Source organism: Ureibacillus sp. FSL K6-8385 (assembly GCF_038593155.1).
Taxonomy (GTDB): Bacteria; Bacillota; Bacilli; order Bacillales_A; family Planococcaceae; genus Ureibacillus; species Ureibacillus terrenus.
On record NZ_CP151968.1, the window covers coordinates 2,026,166 to 2,042,333 of the forward strand.

16 protein-coding genes are annotated in these 16,168 nt (G+C 41.4%); 1 reads left to right on the plus strand and 15 read right to left on the minus strand.

Annotated elements, in window-relative coordinates:
• Positions 1 to 27: 27 nt before the first annotated feature.
• From hprK to NST62_RS10095, 8 genes are all read right to left on the minus strand, one after another.
• Positions 28 to 966, minus strand: a complete 939-nt coding sequence (gene hprK / locus NST62_RS10060) for an HPr(Ser) kinase/phosphatase (protein WP_141602283.1) — start codon at positions 964 to 966, stop codon at positions 28 to 30.
• 127 nt (positions 967 to 1,093) lie between these two features.
• Complete coding sequence (gene cccB / locus NST62_RS10065; RefSeq protein WP_342462849.1) at positions 1,094 to 1,420, minus strand: cytochrome c551; 327 nt, start codon at positions 1,418 to 1,420, stop codon at positions 1,094 to 1,096.
• Positions 1,421 to 1,731: 311 nt separating this feature from the next.
• Complete coding sequence (locus NST62_RS10070) at positions 1,732 to 2,961, minus strand: HDOD domain-containing protein (protein WP_246045850.1); 1,230 nt, start codon at positions 2,959 to 2,961, stop codon at positions 1,732 to 1,734.
• Positions 2,962 to 3,139: 178 nt separating this feature from the next.
• Positions 3,140 to 3,604, minus strand: coding sequence for an S-ribosylhomocysteine lyase (locus NST62_RS10075; protein WP_141602285.1), 465 nt, complete (start codon positions 3,602 to 3,604; stop codon positions 3,140 to 3,142).
• Positions 3,605 to 3,739: 135 nt separating this feature from the next.
• The gene (locus NST62_RS10080; protein WP_141602286.1) at positions 3,740 to 5,671 is read right to left on the minus strand and encodes an ABC transporter permease; all 1,932 of its coding nucleotides are present in this window, start codon (positions 5,669 to 5,671) and stop codon (positions 3,740 to 3,742) included.
• Positions 5,643 to 6,416 carry an ABC transporter ATP-binding protein gene (locus NST62_RS10085; RefSeq protein WP_141602287.1) on the minus strand — a complete coding sequence of 258 codons (774 nt, stop codon included), beginning with the start codon at positions 6,414 to 6,416 and terminating at the stop codon, positions 5,643 to 5,645. Before NST62_RS10085 ends, NST62_RS10080 begins: the two co-directional genes overlap by 29 nt.
• Before the next feature lie 53 nt (positions 6,417 to 6,469).
• Entirely contained in the window at positions 6,470 to 7,444 is a 975-nt protein-coding gene (locus tag NST62_RS10090; protein ID WP_141602288.1) for a sensor histidine kinase, read from the minus strand.
• Positions 7,445 to 7,446: 2 nt separating this feature from the next.
• Positions 7,447 to 8,151, minus strand: a complete 705-nt coding sequence (locus NST62_RS10095) for a response regulator transcription factor (RefSeq protein WP_141602289.1) — start codon at positions 8,149 to 8,151, stop codon at positions 7,447 to 7,449.
• Positions 8,152 to 8,384: 233 nt separating this feature from the next.
• Here NST62_RS10095 and yhfH point away from each other — a divergent pair, with 233 nt between their 5' ends.
• Positions 8,385 to 8,510 (plus strand): protein YhfH, encoded by a 126-nt coding sequence (yhfH, locus tag NST62_RS10100; RefSeq protein WP_141602290.1) that lies wholly within the window; start codon positions 8,385 to 8,387, stop codon positions 8,508 to 8,510.
• A gap of 139 nt (positions 8,511 to 8,649) precedes the next feature.
• Here the strand turns inward: yhfH and NST62_RS10105 are convergent, their stop codons facing one another.
• The 7 genes from NST62_RS10105 to hemE form a co-directional block, all read right to left on the minus strand.
• Entirely contained in the window at positions 8,650 to 9,168 is a 519-nt protein-coding gene (locus NST62_RS10105; RefSeq protein ID WP_141602291.1) for a FixH family protein, read from the minus strand.
• A 1-nt stretch (position 9,169) separates the two neighbouring features.
• On the minus strand, positions 9,170 to 10,555 hold the full coding sequence (locus NST62_RS10110) for a HAMP domain-containing sensor histidine kinase (RefSeq protein ID WP_141602292.1): 1,386 nt from the start codon (positions 10,553 to 10,555) through the stop codon (positions 9,170 to 9,172).
• Entirely contained in the window at positions 10,552 to 11,229 is a 678-nt protein-coding gene (locus tag NST62_RS10115; RefSeq protein ID WP_141602293.1) for a response regulator transcription factor, read from the minus strand. Before NST62_RS10115 ends, NST62_RS10110 begins: the two co-directional genes overlap by 4 nt.
• A 2-nt stretch (positions 11,230 to 11,231) precedes the next feature.
• Positions 11,232 to 12,185, minus strand: coding sequence for a YncE family protein (locus tag NST62_RS10120; RefSeq protein WP_141602294.1), 954 nt, complete (start codon positions 12,183 to 12,185; stop codon positions 11,232 to 11,234).
• Between the two features lie 498 nt (positions 12,186 to 12,683).
• Positions 12,684 to 14,108 (minus strand): protoporphyrinogen oxidase, encoded by a 1,425-nt coding sequence (hemY, locus tag NST62_RS10125; protein WP_342463290.1) that lies wholly within the window; start codon positions 14,106 to 14,108, stop codon positions 12,684 to 12,686.
• A 12-nt stretch (positions 14,109 to 14,120) separates the two neighbouring features.
• Positions 14,121 to 15,053, minus strand: a complete 933-nt coding sequence (hemH, locus tag NST62_RS10130) for a ferrochelatase (protein WP_141602296.1) — start codon at positions 15,051 to 15,053, stop codon at positions 14,121 to 14,123.
• A 24-nt stretch (positions 15,054 to 15,077) separates the two neighbouring features.
• Positions 15,078 to 16,133 carry a uroporphyrinogen decarboxylase gene (hemE, locus tag NST62_RS10135; RefSeq protein ID WP_141602297.1) on the minus strand — a complete coding sequence of 352 codons (1,056 nt, stop codon included), beginning with the start codon at positions 16,131 to 16,133 and terminating at the stop codon, positions 15,078 to 15,080.
• Positions 16,134 to 16,168: the final 35 nt, after the last annotated feature.

Sequence of the window (16,168 nt, forward strand, 5' to 3'; positions counted from 1 at the left end):
CTCTCAATTTCCATAATCTTTCTTACATTAATATTCATCAATTTCATCTTGCATTGCAATCACTTCGTCCAACCTTCTGGAAAATTCGAGGGCTGGATTAATGCCGATCTTTTTCAGGCGATAATTCATCGCCGCCACTTCAATAAGGACGGAGACGTTTCGTCCAGGGCGGACCGGAATGGTCAATTTGGTCACTTCCGTATCGATGATTTTCATTTTTTCTTCATCCAGCCCCAACCGGTCGTACGTTTTGTCCGGATCCCAGTTTTCCAGCTCCACCACCAATGTAATCCGTTTATAAGGGCGGACCGCACTGGCTCCAAACAAAGTCATAATATTAATGATGCCGATTCCCCGGATCTCCAATAAGTGCTCAAGCAGAGGAGGCGGACTTCCAATTAATAAATTCTCTCCTTCTTGGCGGATTTCCACACAATCATCCGCGACGAGCCGATGTCCTTTTTTAATCAATTCCAAAGCGGTCTCGCTTTTCCCCACACCGCTTTTCCCGATGATCAGCACACCAATGCCGTAAACGTCCACCAACACTCCATGCACCGCTGTCGATGGTGCCAGTTTACTTTCCAAATAGTTGGTGAGCCTGCTTGAAAATCTTGTCGTTTTCATGGATGTGACAAGCACCGGCACATTGTTTTTATTGGAAGCTTCAATTAATTCCTGCGGCACTTCCATATTCCGCGAAATGATGATTGCCGGAGTTTCCTGAGAACATAATTTCAACATCCGTTCCCGCTTTAAATCCGGAGGGAGCATTTCAAAAAAGGACAGTTCCGTTCTTCCAATCAATTGCACTCGGTCGGCAGGATAATGGGTGAAATATCCGGCCATCTCCAGACCGGGCCTTGAAATATCGCTCGTCGTAATATAACGGCCTATCCCTTCATGTCCGCTGACAAGCTTTAAATTGAATTTTTCCATCACATCTTTTGTCGTTACTTGCGCCATCCGATTCTCCCACCTTTTTCTCATATGTATTTATTTTAGCATTATAGTATACTTAACCCAAATAAAAAAGGAGACGTGCCTTCAACGTCTCCTTTCATGGAACATGTAAACGCTTTAATTTTGAAAATTATTTTTGCTGAGCCAGCCATTTTGCAGCAGCTTCGGCATCTTCGCCTTGAAGCAATCCTTTAGGCATGGCATTTCTACCATTGTTGATGATGTCCAAAATTTCTTGTTCAGACAATCTGGAACCTACATCATTTAATGCAGGAGTATTGCCCATTCCTTCCAAGTTTTGGCCATGGCAAGATGTGCAGTTTTTCATGACAAGTTGTTCGCCTTTGTCCCCGCCATCGCTTTTACCGGCGTCGTCAGATGCATTGTCATTTCCACCACCGCAGGCACCAAGCATTAGTGCAGATCCGAATAGTAGTGCTAACCATGCTTTTTTCATTTCTTGAACCCCTCCAAAAAGATAGTAAAAATATGCAATACAACTTCATTATAGCAAAATCAATCGAGAAAGAAACATTTGGTTCCTTCCCCAAAGCGTTGAGAATACAGGAAAATTCAGCATTATCAACGATTCCAGCATTTGTTTCATTTTTATGAATTCTTTGTGAAAACGTGTTCACAATTAATAAAAACCGTCCAAAAATTATTTTAATATGATTTCCGCGGTGGAGTGAAAAGCAAATGCATAAATATTGTGCTCCAATAAACAAATCCTATTCATCATCCTCCGATGAATAGGATTTGTTTTGACTATAACGATCTTTTTGTATATTCTATCGCCTTATCGTAGATATGTACTAATTCTTTCGTTTGAATCCCCAATTCTTTGGCCAATTTTGTTGCCCGGTCCAAATCAATTTTTGTCAGGGCGATGCTTAATTGCAAGTAGATGGTCATTTCTGTTTCCTTGCCGCAAATGGTTTCAATAACTTCTTTGGAGAAGGGCAATTGCTGGACAATGACATGGATCGGCCTTTGCAAAATGGCATCAATCAGCGAGAACATTCCGGCCAAATAATATTCTGGATAATTTTCCTTTTTTGTTTTTTTCGCGAGCAACTCGCAAATCTTTGCCCGCAAAATGGAGGTCCGCATCAATTCAAGATCGACATTGGACGGCTCTTCCAAACGTCCTTCATTGATTGCCAATAAATACAAATATTTTCTAAGTTCAATCAGCCCGACCATCATAATCGCCTGTTTAATCGAGCGCACTTTCATTCTTTTATTCGAAATGTTGTTGATCAACCGGAGCAATTTATATGTCAATGAAACATTTTGTTCAATCTTTTCGGCAATTTCCTGAATATTGGAATCTTCCTCTTTTAAAATGCTCATGAGTTGGAAATAATGCAGCGTATTCATCGGGATATCGGAAGATTTGATGACTTGCGGCTGTTCAAAAAAATATCCCTGGAACAGCGAATATTCTGCCCCTTTCGCTTCCTCGAACTGCTGGCGGTTTTCCACTTTTTCCGCCAACAATTGGATGTGGGGGAAGATTTTTTTTACCCGCTCTTCAATGATCAGCCGATCTTCTTTCGGAGTGTTTAAAAAATCGATTTTTATAATGTCGACGTGGGAAAATAAGACGTTGTAATAATCTATGGGCTTTTGTAAAACAAAATCGTCCAGCGCGATGATAAATCCACGATTTCTCAATTCAATGATCCGATAAACCAATTTATCTGTAATCGGCACATCTTCCAATATTTCAATTACAAAAGTGGAAGGCTGGATAACATCAAAAAGGTCGCTCATCAATAATTTTTCCGTAAAATTGATAAAACCGGGCAATCCATTCGTCAATTCTTGCATGCCAATGGAAAACACCGAATTTTTCAACACTTCGATTGTGGCGCTATTCGAGTCTACTTGTTCAAAGCGATTCGTTTCACTTCTCCTGTATAACAGTTCATATGCCACCACGTCTTCATTCCTGTTAAAGATGGGTTGCCTTCCTACAAATACTTCCACCATGATTTCCTCGCTCTTTACATAATCTTTGAATTCCTATTACAATAATATCCAATCCATTCATTCAAAAAAAATCGTTGAAAAGTCCCAAAAATATTTTTTAAATTATAAAGTATTTTTGACTAATGTTGAATTATAAAAAATGTATCATCTTTAAAAAGATGATACATTCAAAAATTTATTATTCCGCAAAAACTATCGGCCATTCATTGCGTTTTTCAAGCATTTCTTTCGCCAATTGTTTTGCCCCTTCCAAACTGTGGTTTGCCGCCCATCCGCATTGCACTTCATTGCATGCAGGAACTTCCGTCGCATTCAATACATCCCGAAGAGTTTTTTCCAAAATATCCAATACTTCCTCATAATCATCGTGGTTAATCATGGTGAGGTAAAATCCCGTTTGGCATCCCATTGGGCTTAAATCCACCACTTGATTGGTATGATTGCGGATATGTTCGGCCATCAAATGCTCAAGAGAATGAAGGGCAGGCATTTCCATATGCTCCTTGTTCGGCTGCTTGAAACGGATGTCATATTTGCGCACCACATCGCCATTTTTCCCTTCGATAACGCCGGCCAAACGGACATAAGGGGCCTTTACTTTTGTATGATCCAAGTTAAAACTCTCCACATTCATTTTTTTCATTGCTTCTTCCCTCTTTCCCTGTCCATTTTCGTTTTACATTCATTGTACTTGTTTCCCCTCATTCTGTCACTCCCGGCTGGAAACGCGCCTTCCACTGCCGAATTGCCGCTTTTTTACGGCATCTTTTTTAAAAAATCAATTTTTCACATGGGCGATAAATCTCCAGCGGATTAAATAGAAATAAATGATCTGCAATAAAATCAAGAAGGAAAATGCAAAAACGATTTCCTTTACAATCGAGATATTGGCAATATCCTTTAATAAATTTTGCAAAGCCAAAAAGGCGAATATGCTGTGAACCATTGCCACTCCCCACGGAAGAAAAAACTGCGGAAACAGCTGGGCTGAAACAAGCCGTTTGATTTCTCCATCCGTAATCCCCATCCGCTTCAGCACATCGAATTTCCGTTTTTCCGAATCCAAATTGGTATGGATTTTAAAGTAAATGAAACTTCCGGCAGCAAGCAAAAATACCCCGGCAACCAACAATCCTACCAATGTAAATAATGAATACATGGATAAAACATACGAATAATTCAACCCCGCATTCTCAAAATAAAATGGCAGCCCATATCGGTTCTTTTCATATTCTTTCTGCACCTGCCGGTAGATATCCAGCCCCACATTCTGCGCTTCCAGCCATTGTGGTATATCAAACGCAAATAAATGATATCCCGGTTCCACCCTCGGATAACCGCTATATGGATTTTTTAGGCGCAAAAAATCTTCATCACTGATGATGATGGAGTTGGGACTGACGATCGAACTTGGAAAGATGACTTTCGGATATACCCGGTCAATGGTGATCGGCACGTTGTTTTCCTTTAATACCGTATGCACCGTCCTTTTGGACAGCTTTTTAATGGATTCTTCGGAATAGGGAATAAACATCCCTTCCCCGCTTTCCAATTGCACCATCGGATAACCATAAGAGAACAGCAAACTGTTGATGTCGGATTCCCGAAACACTTCCACTTCGTAATTGGTGAAAGAAGAAGTCTGCTTTTTCACTTCAAAGCGGGTCAAATGATAGGAAAGTCCCTTCTGTTCCAGTTCATTCACTATGGACGTGATATGTTGTTTCTCATAGGGATTATCAATATGGCCCTTGTAGATCAGCCCCAAGGGATTTAATTTGTCGTACTGGGATGTATAGGATGATAAAGCGGCCAACAACCCGATACATAAAAAAGCAGCCGCGGAAACCATCGTCACAACAAAATACATTTTTCCGTTGTTTTTTAAAATAAATGTCTGTTCCGCGATGGATAACATTTTTGATTTTCTCCAATAGTAGTGCTTCCGTTTCTTCATCCATTGCACAATGCATTGGGCAGTATCTGTAAAGAAAAAATATGTACCGATTGTAATGAGGACCGGAAGCAGCACAACAAACGGATAAAAGTTCACCCTGTTCGTCAGCAATGCCAAAATATAGGCAATTCCTAACAAAACAACGGCCATAACCGCCCGCTTTTTGGAAAACCGATCGTTCACATCCGCATATTGATACCATTTCAATAAATCGATGATTTTCCGTTCAGGGGAAAAATTGACGCTGATCACCGAAATGATCACAAAGGCGCTAAAATAAACGACAATCGTTAAAATAAACGGCTCCCACCGGAAATATAACGGCAGCTCATTCAGCATTAAAATTTCCCGGACAATCATAAAAAAGAATTTCGAAAATGCATATCCAAAAATAATACCAAAAGCGATTGAAAGGCTTCCAATCAGCATCGTTTCCATAAAAATCAGCTTCGCAAGCTGCCGCTTCTCCATCCCAAGATGAATCAAAATGGCAAATTCTTTCGCCCTCGACTCCAAAAATGCTTTCATGGAATAGAAAATAAAAAACCATGAAAACAAAACCAAAATCATTTCAGCGATGACCATGCCGCCAATCGGCACTTTCCCCAGATGGCCATTCTCGATTTCAGGATGAAACATGAGCATCGAATAAATAAAAAACACAAAGACCGAAAAGAAACTCGCCATAAAAAACGCCGCATAAATCCGGAAATTGCGTATGACGTTACGGTAAGCGAATTGATGAAAGGTCACCGACTCTTCCCCCCAACAAACTCAACACGTTCAAGATGCGTTGGAAAAATGTTTGTCTCCGGTCGTCCCGATAAATTTCATTAAAATATTCGCCGTCTTTGATAAACAATACCCGGTCGCAAAAGCTTGCGGCAATCGGGTCATGGGTGACCATAATGATGGTTGCATTTCTTTCTTTGTTGATTTTACTTAACAATTCCAGCACTTCCCTGGAGTTATGGGAATCCAGATTTCCAGTCGGTTCATCCGCCAAAATGATGGCAGGTTCATGAATCAGCGCCCTTGCAATCGCCACCCTTTGCGCTTGTCCCCCGGATAACTCGTCAGGCCTTTTATGCAATACGCCAGAAAGCCCCAACTTTTCGGCCAATACTTTTACCCGCTCTTCCATCAAAGAAACCGGCTGGTTGTCGAGGGTAAGCGGCAACACAATATTTTCTTCCACCGTCAGCATCGGAAGCAAGTTAAAGTCCTGGAAAATAAAACCGAGTTCGCGTCTTCTGAAGTAGGCAAGCTCCGTCTTATTAAAAAGATGCGGATTTGTCCCATTAAAAATAATTTCACCGGATGTCGGCTTATCGATGGTGGAAATGATGTTCAGCAAAGTGGTTTTCCCGCTGCCGCTGGGTCCCATGACAGCCAAAAATTCACCTTTTTCCACCTCAAAGCTCAATTGGTTCAAAGCACGGTTGGTAACCTTTCCTTCATAAACTTTTGTGACATCAACGACTTCCAAAATTGCCATAAATGTTCCCTCTTTTTTAATAAATGTTCGCCGTTTCGTTCATGCTTTATTAATTAAAAAATCACTTTTACCAACGTTCCTTTTCCGACTTCCGACTCAATCTCTAGCCGGTGGCCCAGTTTCTCGCAGATTTCCTTCGCCAAATATAGGCCCATGCCGGTAGATTCTCCGGTTCTCCTTCCATTTTCCCCCGTAAAGAACGGTTTTGTTACCCTTGCCAAATCGGATTTCGGAATTCCGATTCCTTCATCCTCCACGCATAAAACGGTTTTCGATTCGTTTTTTTCAACAAATATTTTCACCTTTTTATTCGGCTCAAATGTATATTTTACAGCGTTCGTAATAAATTGAGTAAACATAAATTTCAGCCATTTCGAATCCGTTGTCACCGTCACTTCAGGGTCTATATCAATGACCGGAAAAACATGGTTTGTTATAAATAAACGTTTATTGTCATTAATTGTTGCGGTCACAATCTCTTTCAATCGGACTTCATCAATTTGCATATCCTCTTCGAACTTCTCTATCCGCGCATTCATCAATACCATTTCGATGCCTCTTTTTAACCGGTCCACTTCTTCCTGGATGCTCGTCCTGTCAATCTCTTCTTCCTGCAACAGGAGTTCCAGCACGGAAATGGGCGTTTTCATTTGGTGAATCCATTGGTTTAAAAACTTTTCTTGCCGATCCTGCTTTGCATAAAGGTTCTGAACTTCGTTTTGATAAAGACGATATAATTCCTGCAAATACGCTTCTGTCTGAAGATGCTCGGGCGTCTTGGCATTCTTTTGAAGGGCGTCGTCCATGGTTTGCGGCAAATTTGAAATTCTTTGCAAAAAATTTCTTCGGAACGCGAAACGGACCGCAAGAAACGAAAAAATAAGAATCATGCTGATGACGATGGAATACACCGCGGTATCCACGTTCCGGAAACCGTCCAGCCAATATAAGGATAATATGAACAACACCACGATCAGCTCAAAAATGATAAAGGAAAGGTGTTCTTTAAAAAACAGCTTTAACCCCATAACTATTTTTCCTCCGAACTTAAAACGAATCGATAACCGGCTCCGCGAACGGTTTCAATAACGGACTGCACCCCGTATTCGGCAAGTTTTTTCCGCACACGGGTCATGTTGACATTCAATGTATTTTCATCGACAAACGCCTGGTCATCCCAAAGCTCTTCCAGAAGTTTTTCCCGGGACACCACTTTCGGCGCCTCCCTCATTAACAAATTTAAAATGGCGCATTCTTTTTTCTGCAAAGGGATTTCCACATTTCTTACATGCAGCTCCATCCGCTCCAAGTAGAGCGTCAATTGCCCCAATTGGACGGTTCTCTCTTCCTGTCTCGATGAATACTCTCCATAGGATCTTCTTAAATGGCTTTTGATTTTTGCCAACACAATTTCATAATTGAACGGTTTTGTAATAAAATCATCCCCGCCGTTTTCCAACGCAAAAATCTGATCCATCTCTCCCGAACGCGCGGAAATAAAAATAATCGGGCATTTTGTGTACTGTCTTAACTGTCTGCACCAATAGTACCCATCATAAGAAGGCAAATTTATATCAAGCAATATTAAATGCGGAGAAAAGGCGAGACACTCCTCCACAATCTCGTCAAAGTTTTTCACAATCTCCACTTCGTATTGATATTTTTTTAGATTTTCGGCCAATAATGTAGCAATTTTATAATCATCTTCAATGATATAGATTCGCGTACCTTCCAATATGCTTTCCCCCTTAACGGAACATCTAATTCTATTTTAACAAAAATACAATAACGGTCATTCAAACGCCCTCTTCCAATTTGATTTTGCGATTTTTTCATCTTCATTCACAAAATGTTCACATCCCGTTTTTAAAAATGGGCAAATTCCTTATTGACTATTCTAAACTGTTATAATACAATTACAAATACAAACAGGTATTATAAAACAGTTAGTCCTTAAGGAGGTCCCCCATGTTAGAAAATATCGTTGAATTCTTCAAAAACTTGCCAGACAAAGTCTGTGTAAAGTGCGGAGAAAAAATTGAAGAGCAAAGTGAATGCTATACAAACACATGCGAAAAATGCAGCTCCCACTAATGGTCGTAATAATATTCGGTGAATCGCTTTAAACCTGAAAATGAACTTACTATTAAATCGCTTAACACATGACAACATACAATCGCTTACAAACGCAAAAAATCCTCAAAGTCGCGAACTTTGAGGATTTTTTGCTGTTTTAATGTGTTTCATCGTGAGATTCCGTATTTTCTTGATTATCAAGCTGCATTTTTTCGGCATCTTCTTTCGATGTATCTTTTTCCGGAAGCACTTTGCTCATATCCGGATTTCCTGCGACAATCTGTTTTTTCGGCATGACGTGCAGCCCTCTTGCTGTTGTGTGGGCATACATATAATACACGCCGTCATGATTGAAAGTAAATTCAGCTTTATATACGCCATCTCCTGCATGTTCAGCATCAATCATGACACCCTGTTCACGCAATCCGGATTCCCAAACTTCAAATTGCACTGCATCCGCATCTTCCACATTTTCATTGTTTTGTGTTACATGGGCGGCTAGTTCTACAGGTTTTCCGACTTCCACCTGATCCGGAGTCAAAATCTCAACTTTCACTTCCAATGAAGCTATATCGGCAGGATCTTCATTCGTATCGATTTCCGATTTTTGTTCCGTATTATTGCAGCCAATCAGCAATAAAGGTACAGCCAACAAAGTAATCAACCATTTTTTCATTTTACTCTTCCTCCATTATCGGTAATGTTATGGTAACCTGTGTCCCCTCACCTACTGCGCTTTTAATGGAAAGTGTTCCATTATGCATTTTTACCAATTGTTTCACAATCGATAATCCTAGACCTGCTCCGCCGTCGGAACGGCTTCTCGCCTTGTTTACCCGGTAAAATCGTTCCGTGATGTGAGGGAGATCTTCTTCAGGGATGCCAATCCCTTCATCTTGAATTTCAATAACGGCACGCCGGTCAGACACGTAACTATTAATCGTCACTTTTGCATTTTCATCGGAATAGCGGATCGCATTCTCGATGATGTTGATAAATATTTGCTTTAATTTTTTTTCATCACCAAGGACGATAATATTTTCATCCAAGTTTTGCACAATGTGAATATGTTTTTTGTCCCCTTGTCCTTCCAACAGTTTGACCGATTCGCGGATCGTTTCGGAAAGGACGATCGGAAGCATTTCAATTTCCTCTTTCTCTTTTCTGACAAGCTGCAGCAATTCATTTGTCAACCGTTCCATCCGGATCGCTTCCCGATGAATCAGTTCAAGGGCTTCAGTCTGTTCTTTCCCTTCAACCAATTGACTTTGGATCGCCTCGCTATATCCTTTGATATAGCTGATCGGCGTCCTTAATTCATGGGAAACGGTGGCCAGGAACGCTTTTTGTTTTTCATCTTCCCGCTGAATGGATTCGGCCATATGGTTAAAAGCTTCCGACAACAAACCGATTTCGTCTTTTGAAGCAACTTCTACCCTCGCGCTATAATCCCCTTCCGTCATTTGTTCTACTGCCCTATGCAAATCGTTCAGCGGACGCATAATCCGCTTCAGGCTTTGATAAACCAAAATCGCGATGAGAAAGGAGAAAAGCACCCCTCCACCTATAAATATAGCCACTTCCGTTCTTGCTAATTCAGTAATTTTTGCTAAAGGATAATAAATATAGATAATTCCTTCCAATCGATTCTGATCCACCAGCGGCAAAATCACGGATACGACTTCCCGCTTGAACCGCTCTTCATAGCCAATTTTTGTGATATTTTCTCCATTTAATAATACCCGCCGCTCGTCAGGACCGATCAGGGTTTTATAATCGATTTCAAACGGGACGCATGCACTGAGTTCGCGAGGGTTTCGGACGGCAAAAACATCGTAATTGGAATAATAATTAAAGGATTCGACCAACTCTACGTACTCATCGGTCACTTTGCCTCCGGAATATTTGGATTGGAGGTTTTCGCCGATTTCGATCATCTCGCTTTTTGTATCTTCCACATAAAACTTTTCATAAAGAAAATCGGCGAATATATACATGAACGCGATCGTCAGCATTAAATACGCGATGATTAAAACCCAAATTTTTGTCGCAAACTTTCTCATACCTGATCAAAGCGATATCCAATCCCCCATACAGTTTGGATGTACTCGCTTGCCTCCTTTGAAACTTTCCCTAATTTTAGCCGCAATGTCTTAATATGGGTATCGACTGTCCGGGTTCCTCCATCATAATCCATTTCCCAAATCTTTTCCAACAGCTGTTCACGGGAAAAGACTGTATTCGGATTTCTCATGAATAATTGCAGCAAGTCGAATTCTTTTAGTGTCAGAGTGACATTCTGATTGTTGACATACACTTTCCGTGAAGCTTCATCCAGCTTGATGACACCCCGTTCAAGCATCTTTTGGTTGTTCACTCCGGCTCTTCTTAACACCGCCTGTATTCTGGCAATCAATTCACTGGCGGTGAAAGGTTTCACGATATAATCATCTCCTCCGATCGTCAACCCTTTTACTTTATCTTCATTGCCATCCCTGGCTGTCAAGAAAATGATCGGAATGGACGAGATTTTTCGAATTTTTTCGCAAACTTCAAATCCGTCTTCGCCGGGCATCATGACATCCAAGAGGACAATATCAGCCTCTTTTCTTTCAATCACCGGATATGCCTCTTTCCCGCTGGCAACAGCGATGGTTTCGAAATCTGATTTGGAAAGCATGACTTCAATCAAATTTCTCATATCTTGTTCATCATCTACAATTAACACTGTCGGCATGTTTATACCTCCCTCACCAGTAACTGGAACGGTCCGGATTGAGTTGAAATCTTTCGTTTAATTTCACCGTTTTCCAGAATATAAATCTGATTATCATCAAAACCGGCTACTATGACATTATCTTTAAAAACGGCTACAGCGAATGGATTGGCCCCCACCTCTTTCCTCCACAACATCTTGCCATTGAGGTCAAAAGCAAACAATTCGTTCGAGCCGTGGTTGGTGACGTAAATGATGTCCCCTTTTTTAGAAAAACCTACAGGCATTTGTGAAGCTTGTATTTCCTGAATGACCTGTCCATTATCCAAATCCAGCACTTTGACTTTTTGATTCGGCCGGCTTCCGGAGCCGTGCCCGCCTACCCAAAGGGTGTTGGTTTCTTTTACAATCAATAGACCGCTGGATGATTTATCGATGTTCCATTCATCAACAAGGGACATGGATTTTATGTCAACTACTGACAGCACCGGAGCTTTATAATTGACGACATATAACTTTCCGTCGTGGCTATCCATTGACATCGGATAATCCTTTAGACGGATTTCCCCCTGTTTTTCTCCTTGTTCATTGAAACTTGCGACCGTATTCGATTCACTGTTTGCCACAAACAGCAGTTTTTCTTTTTTGTCGTAATGGACATTCGTCGTACCGGTCCCCGTTTCAATGGACTGTATCAGTTTTCCGGTAGACAGTTCATATATATCAACCTCGTCCAATTGATGGCCGTAAAGCACGAGGCGGTCATACGGGATCAAAGCGGCACCAGTATATGCTTTCTCAAACTTCCACGTTGCAATCCGTTCGCCATCCGAATCAAAAAAATCCACTGAAGGCTCTAAAATGTTTACTGATGCAACAAAAGACTGGTGCTGATTAATCTGTTGAAATTCTTCGTCATTGCAACCATGCAATATCCAAATGGTGCATAAAAACAAAAAGGCTACCCATTTTTTCAAATAATCACCCCTAATTCTATAGTGTAGTGAAAAAGTGTGAAGTTTTGATGAAATAAATTTGACAATCATTACAATTTTTTATATTTTCAAATCCGCTTATGCGGGCTGTTCTTCTTCCCTCAGGTAGCCATTCCCCCTCTTGGGCATTTAAAATCCCTTAGGCATTTGTCCCGTGCTTGGGCGTTTACTCCTCCAGCTTGGGCAGGTCAGAAGTCCACTCGGGCACATAACTTTCTGCCTCGGGCACTTAATCCCTCTTCTCGGGCACATAAACTCTCCCCTCGGGCACATCCCCCCATCCTATGCATTTCCGAAATAAAAAAAGCTGCTGCGAACGTCAATTTTCATTGACCATTCGAAAGCAGCCATGCAAATATATTCATCCACTATATTATCTGAAATGATGAGCGAGGGTTGATGACGTGCAGCGTCCGTTCGAAACATTTTAAGAATTTCCGTTTGACAACAATCAAATCTCCGGTCTCACCCGCCTGCAGATCATGTTAATAAATATTTTTTATGAATATGAAACAATTCGGATATGATTTCCTCTGCGGCCTGCTTGCCTTGTGTTACACAATCCGGAACACTAATGCCTTCATAAGAACTGCCTGCCAATTTGACATAAGGAAATTCCTTTTTCAGTATTTCCTTCATTTTCTCCAAACGTTTTTCATGGCCGACCGTATATTGCGGCATGGATTGTTTCCAACGGGATACAATCGTAAATTTTGGTTTTTGTTTAATGCCAATCGATTTCTCCAAATCATGGAGCACCGTTTTTTCTATATCCGCATCGGACAATTCAACGATGGCTTCATCCCCGACACGTCCAATATATGTCCGAATCAAATCATATCCATCCGGCGCCACATTATTCCACTTATGGTTGCTCCATGTACAAGTTGTAATGGAAATGTCGCTGTTTCTGGAAAAATAGAAGCTGATTGCATCTTGATAATTTCCATTTTCCATTTTTTCAAATGCCATCGTTACCGTTGCGATCGTCGCATAATTCATGTCCGGAATCTCATGGAATATCCCGTAATGGGCAAACATATTTTTCGCTTGATTTAATGTCGTTGTTACGATGACCGCATCGCATTTTAGAGGGGCAATGTTATTAAAATAAATTTGCATCGTGCCATCCTGCAGCCGGTCAATCGATTCCACTTTTACGCCTTTTAGAATCGTTTTGGACGGCAGACATTCCTCGATTTTTTCAACCAGCGTTTCCAAGCCGTTTTTGAATGTCTGGTAACCCTTCACTTGATTAAACAAGGAAAAATGGGATTTTTTCATTCCATAAATCAAGCTGCGGTATTGCTTTTCCATTTCATAAATTTCAGGAAACATGGATTGTATGCTCAACCGGTCGATGTCTCCTGCAAAAGTTCCTGCAAGCAGAGGCTCCACTAAATTTTCGACTACTTCTTTTCCAAAACGGCGCCGGAAAAAGTCCCCGATCGGTTCATCCTTTTCTTCTTTTGTTTTAGGCAAGAATAAATCCCCGGCAGCACGAACCTTTCCGCTTAATGAAACAATCCCGGAAGTTAATAATGAGGTGACAATAGGCGCACCTCCAAACAAAATTCCATTGGGTATCGGATACAGATGTGTTCCGACAGCTATATATGTTTGGCCTCTGTTATTGCTTACCACTTCATCTTGTATGCCCAAATGTTCAGTCAGCTCGGTCATGCTGTCGTCATGATCGATAAAAGATTCCGGACCCCGTTCAATAATAAACCCATCTTTTCTCAACGTCTGGATTTTACCGCCCAATCGCAAAGAAGATTCAATCAGCACCACATCCAACGGCAAACGATGATCCCGTGCGCTCTTTTCCAAATAAAACGCTGCTGTCAACCCAGTAATACCGCCGCCAATCACAGCAATTTTTTTTCGATTCGTCACCCTCATCATCACTCTCTATCATTTTTCCAGCTTTTTAAAAATGGCATCAATCATTGCATCGATAAACAACGGATGAGTATTCGGCATTGGTGGCCGATAGTATCCAGCGCCCAACTCATCGCACACAGCTTTACATTCAATATCGTTGTCATACAATACTTCCAAATGTTCCGTTACAAATCCGACTGGCGCATAGACGAACGAACGGTAACCTTTTTTCTCATAAAGCTCCCGGGTTAAATCCTGTACATCCGGACCAAGCCATGGTTCAGGTGTTTGGCCGGCTGATTGCCATCCTACTTCGACATTCGGCAATCCTGTTTTTTCTTGAATCAAACGGGCCGTTTCAATCAATTGTTCTTCGTAAGGATCGCCCAGCTGTTTGATTTTTTCAGGCAAAGAGTGGTTGGAAACAATTACGCAAGCCTTTTCCCGTTCTTCTTCTGTCATCTTTTCAAATTCTGCAAGGATGGCTTGTGACCAATATTCGATAAATTTCGGCTCGTCATACCAGGATTCCACTGAAGTGATGTTTAAAGTGCCGCCCAATTTTTCGGCAGCTTCTTTGGCCCTGCCGTTATAGGACTTGATCGAAAACGTTGAAAAGTGAGGAGCCAATACAATGGAAACTGCTTCCCGAATGCCGTCCTTGACCATTTGTTCAACGGCATCTTCAATGAATGGTTCAATATGCTTTAATCCGATATATAATTTATATTCCACTTCATCTTGTACTTCGTTTAGACGATTGACAAGAGCCTCCGCTTGTTTTTTTGTCATTTTCGCAAGAGGAGAAATGCCGCCAATCGCTCTGTACCGCGCTTTCAAATCGTCAATTTGTTCTTGGGGAGGCTTTCTCCCATGGCGAATATGCGTGTAATATCGTTCGATGTCCTCTTCTTTATATGGCGTACCGTAAGCCATGACTAATAGACCATGTACCGGTTTCAATGTTTTCACCTCAAATAATTTTTGTTATTCATGAGTCAGTTTTGCAATTCTTTCTCGGCTATAATCATGAACAAATGCAGTAAGCCGTTTTAACACTTCCGGATTTACATCAGGGAATATTCCATGTCCCAGGTTAAAGATGTGGCCTGGCACTTCAATTCCCTGTTCAATAATATCTTTTGTTCTCCGTTCAATGACAGGCCAGTCCGCAAGCAGAATAGCAGGGTCCAAGTTTCCTTGAAGGGCTTTTTCGATTCCCATTTCACGCGCTTTCCGTATCGGCATGCGCCAATCCAAACCGATCACATCAATTGGCAAGTCATCCCATTCTTTAATTAAATGGCTTGCACCCACACCAAATAAAATCAATGGAACATTTTCATTTCGCAATTCCGCAAAAATCCGGGTCATAACAGGTTTAATGAATACCCGGTAATCTTCAACATTCAAGGCTCCTACCCAGGAGTCGAAAACCTGGATGGCGCTGGCGCCCGCTTCCACCTGTGCCGTAATATCAGCAATGATCATATCCGCCAATTTATCCATTAATTTAAACCAGGCTTTTGGATCGGAAACCATAAATGATTTTGTCTTGCTGTAATTTTTGGATGGACCGCCTTCAATCATGTAACTCGCCAAAGTAAAAGGAGCCCCGGTAAATCCGATTAATGGAACATCCAATTGTTCTTCCGTCAAAATCCGGATCGTTTCCAGCACATATGGCGTATGCTCTTTCGGATAAAATTCGCCCAATCTTTCCACGTCTTCCACGCTTCGAATCGGATTGGATATTACCGGCCCGACGCTTTGTTGTATTTTCACATCAACTCCGATGCTAGGCAAAGGCGTCACAATATCTTTATAAAGGATCGCCGCATCGACGTTATATTGTTCCACCGGAAGTCTTGTCACATATGCGCAAAGCTCCGGCTGTTTCGTGATTTCTTCCAAGCTGTATTTCTCTTTCAATTTCCGGTACTCCGGCTGGGAACGTCCCGCCTGGCGCATATACCAAACAGGCGTATATTCCGTTCTTTCTCCTTTTGCTGCCCTGATTAGAGTGTCGTTTATTTGCCTCATCTGTATTTACCTTCCCCTCAAAAAATAATCATTTG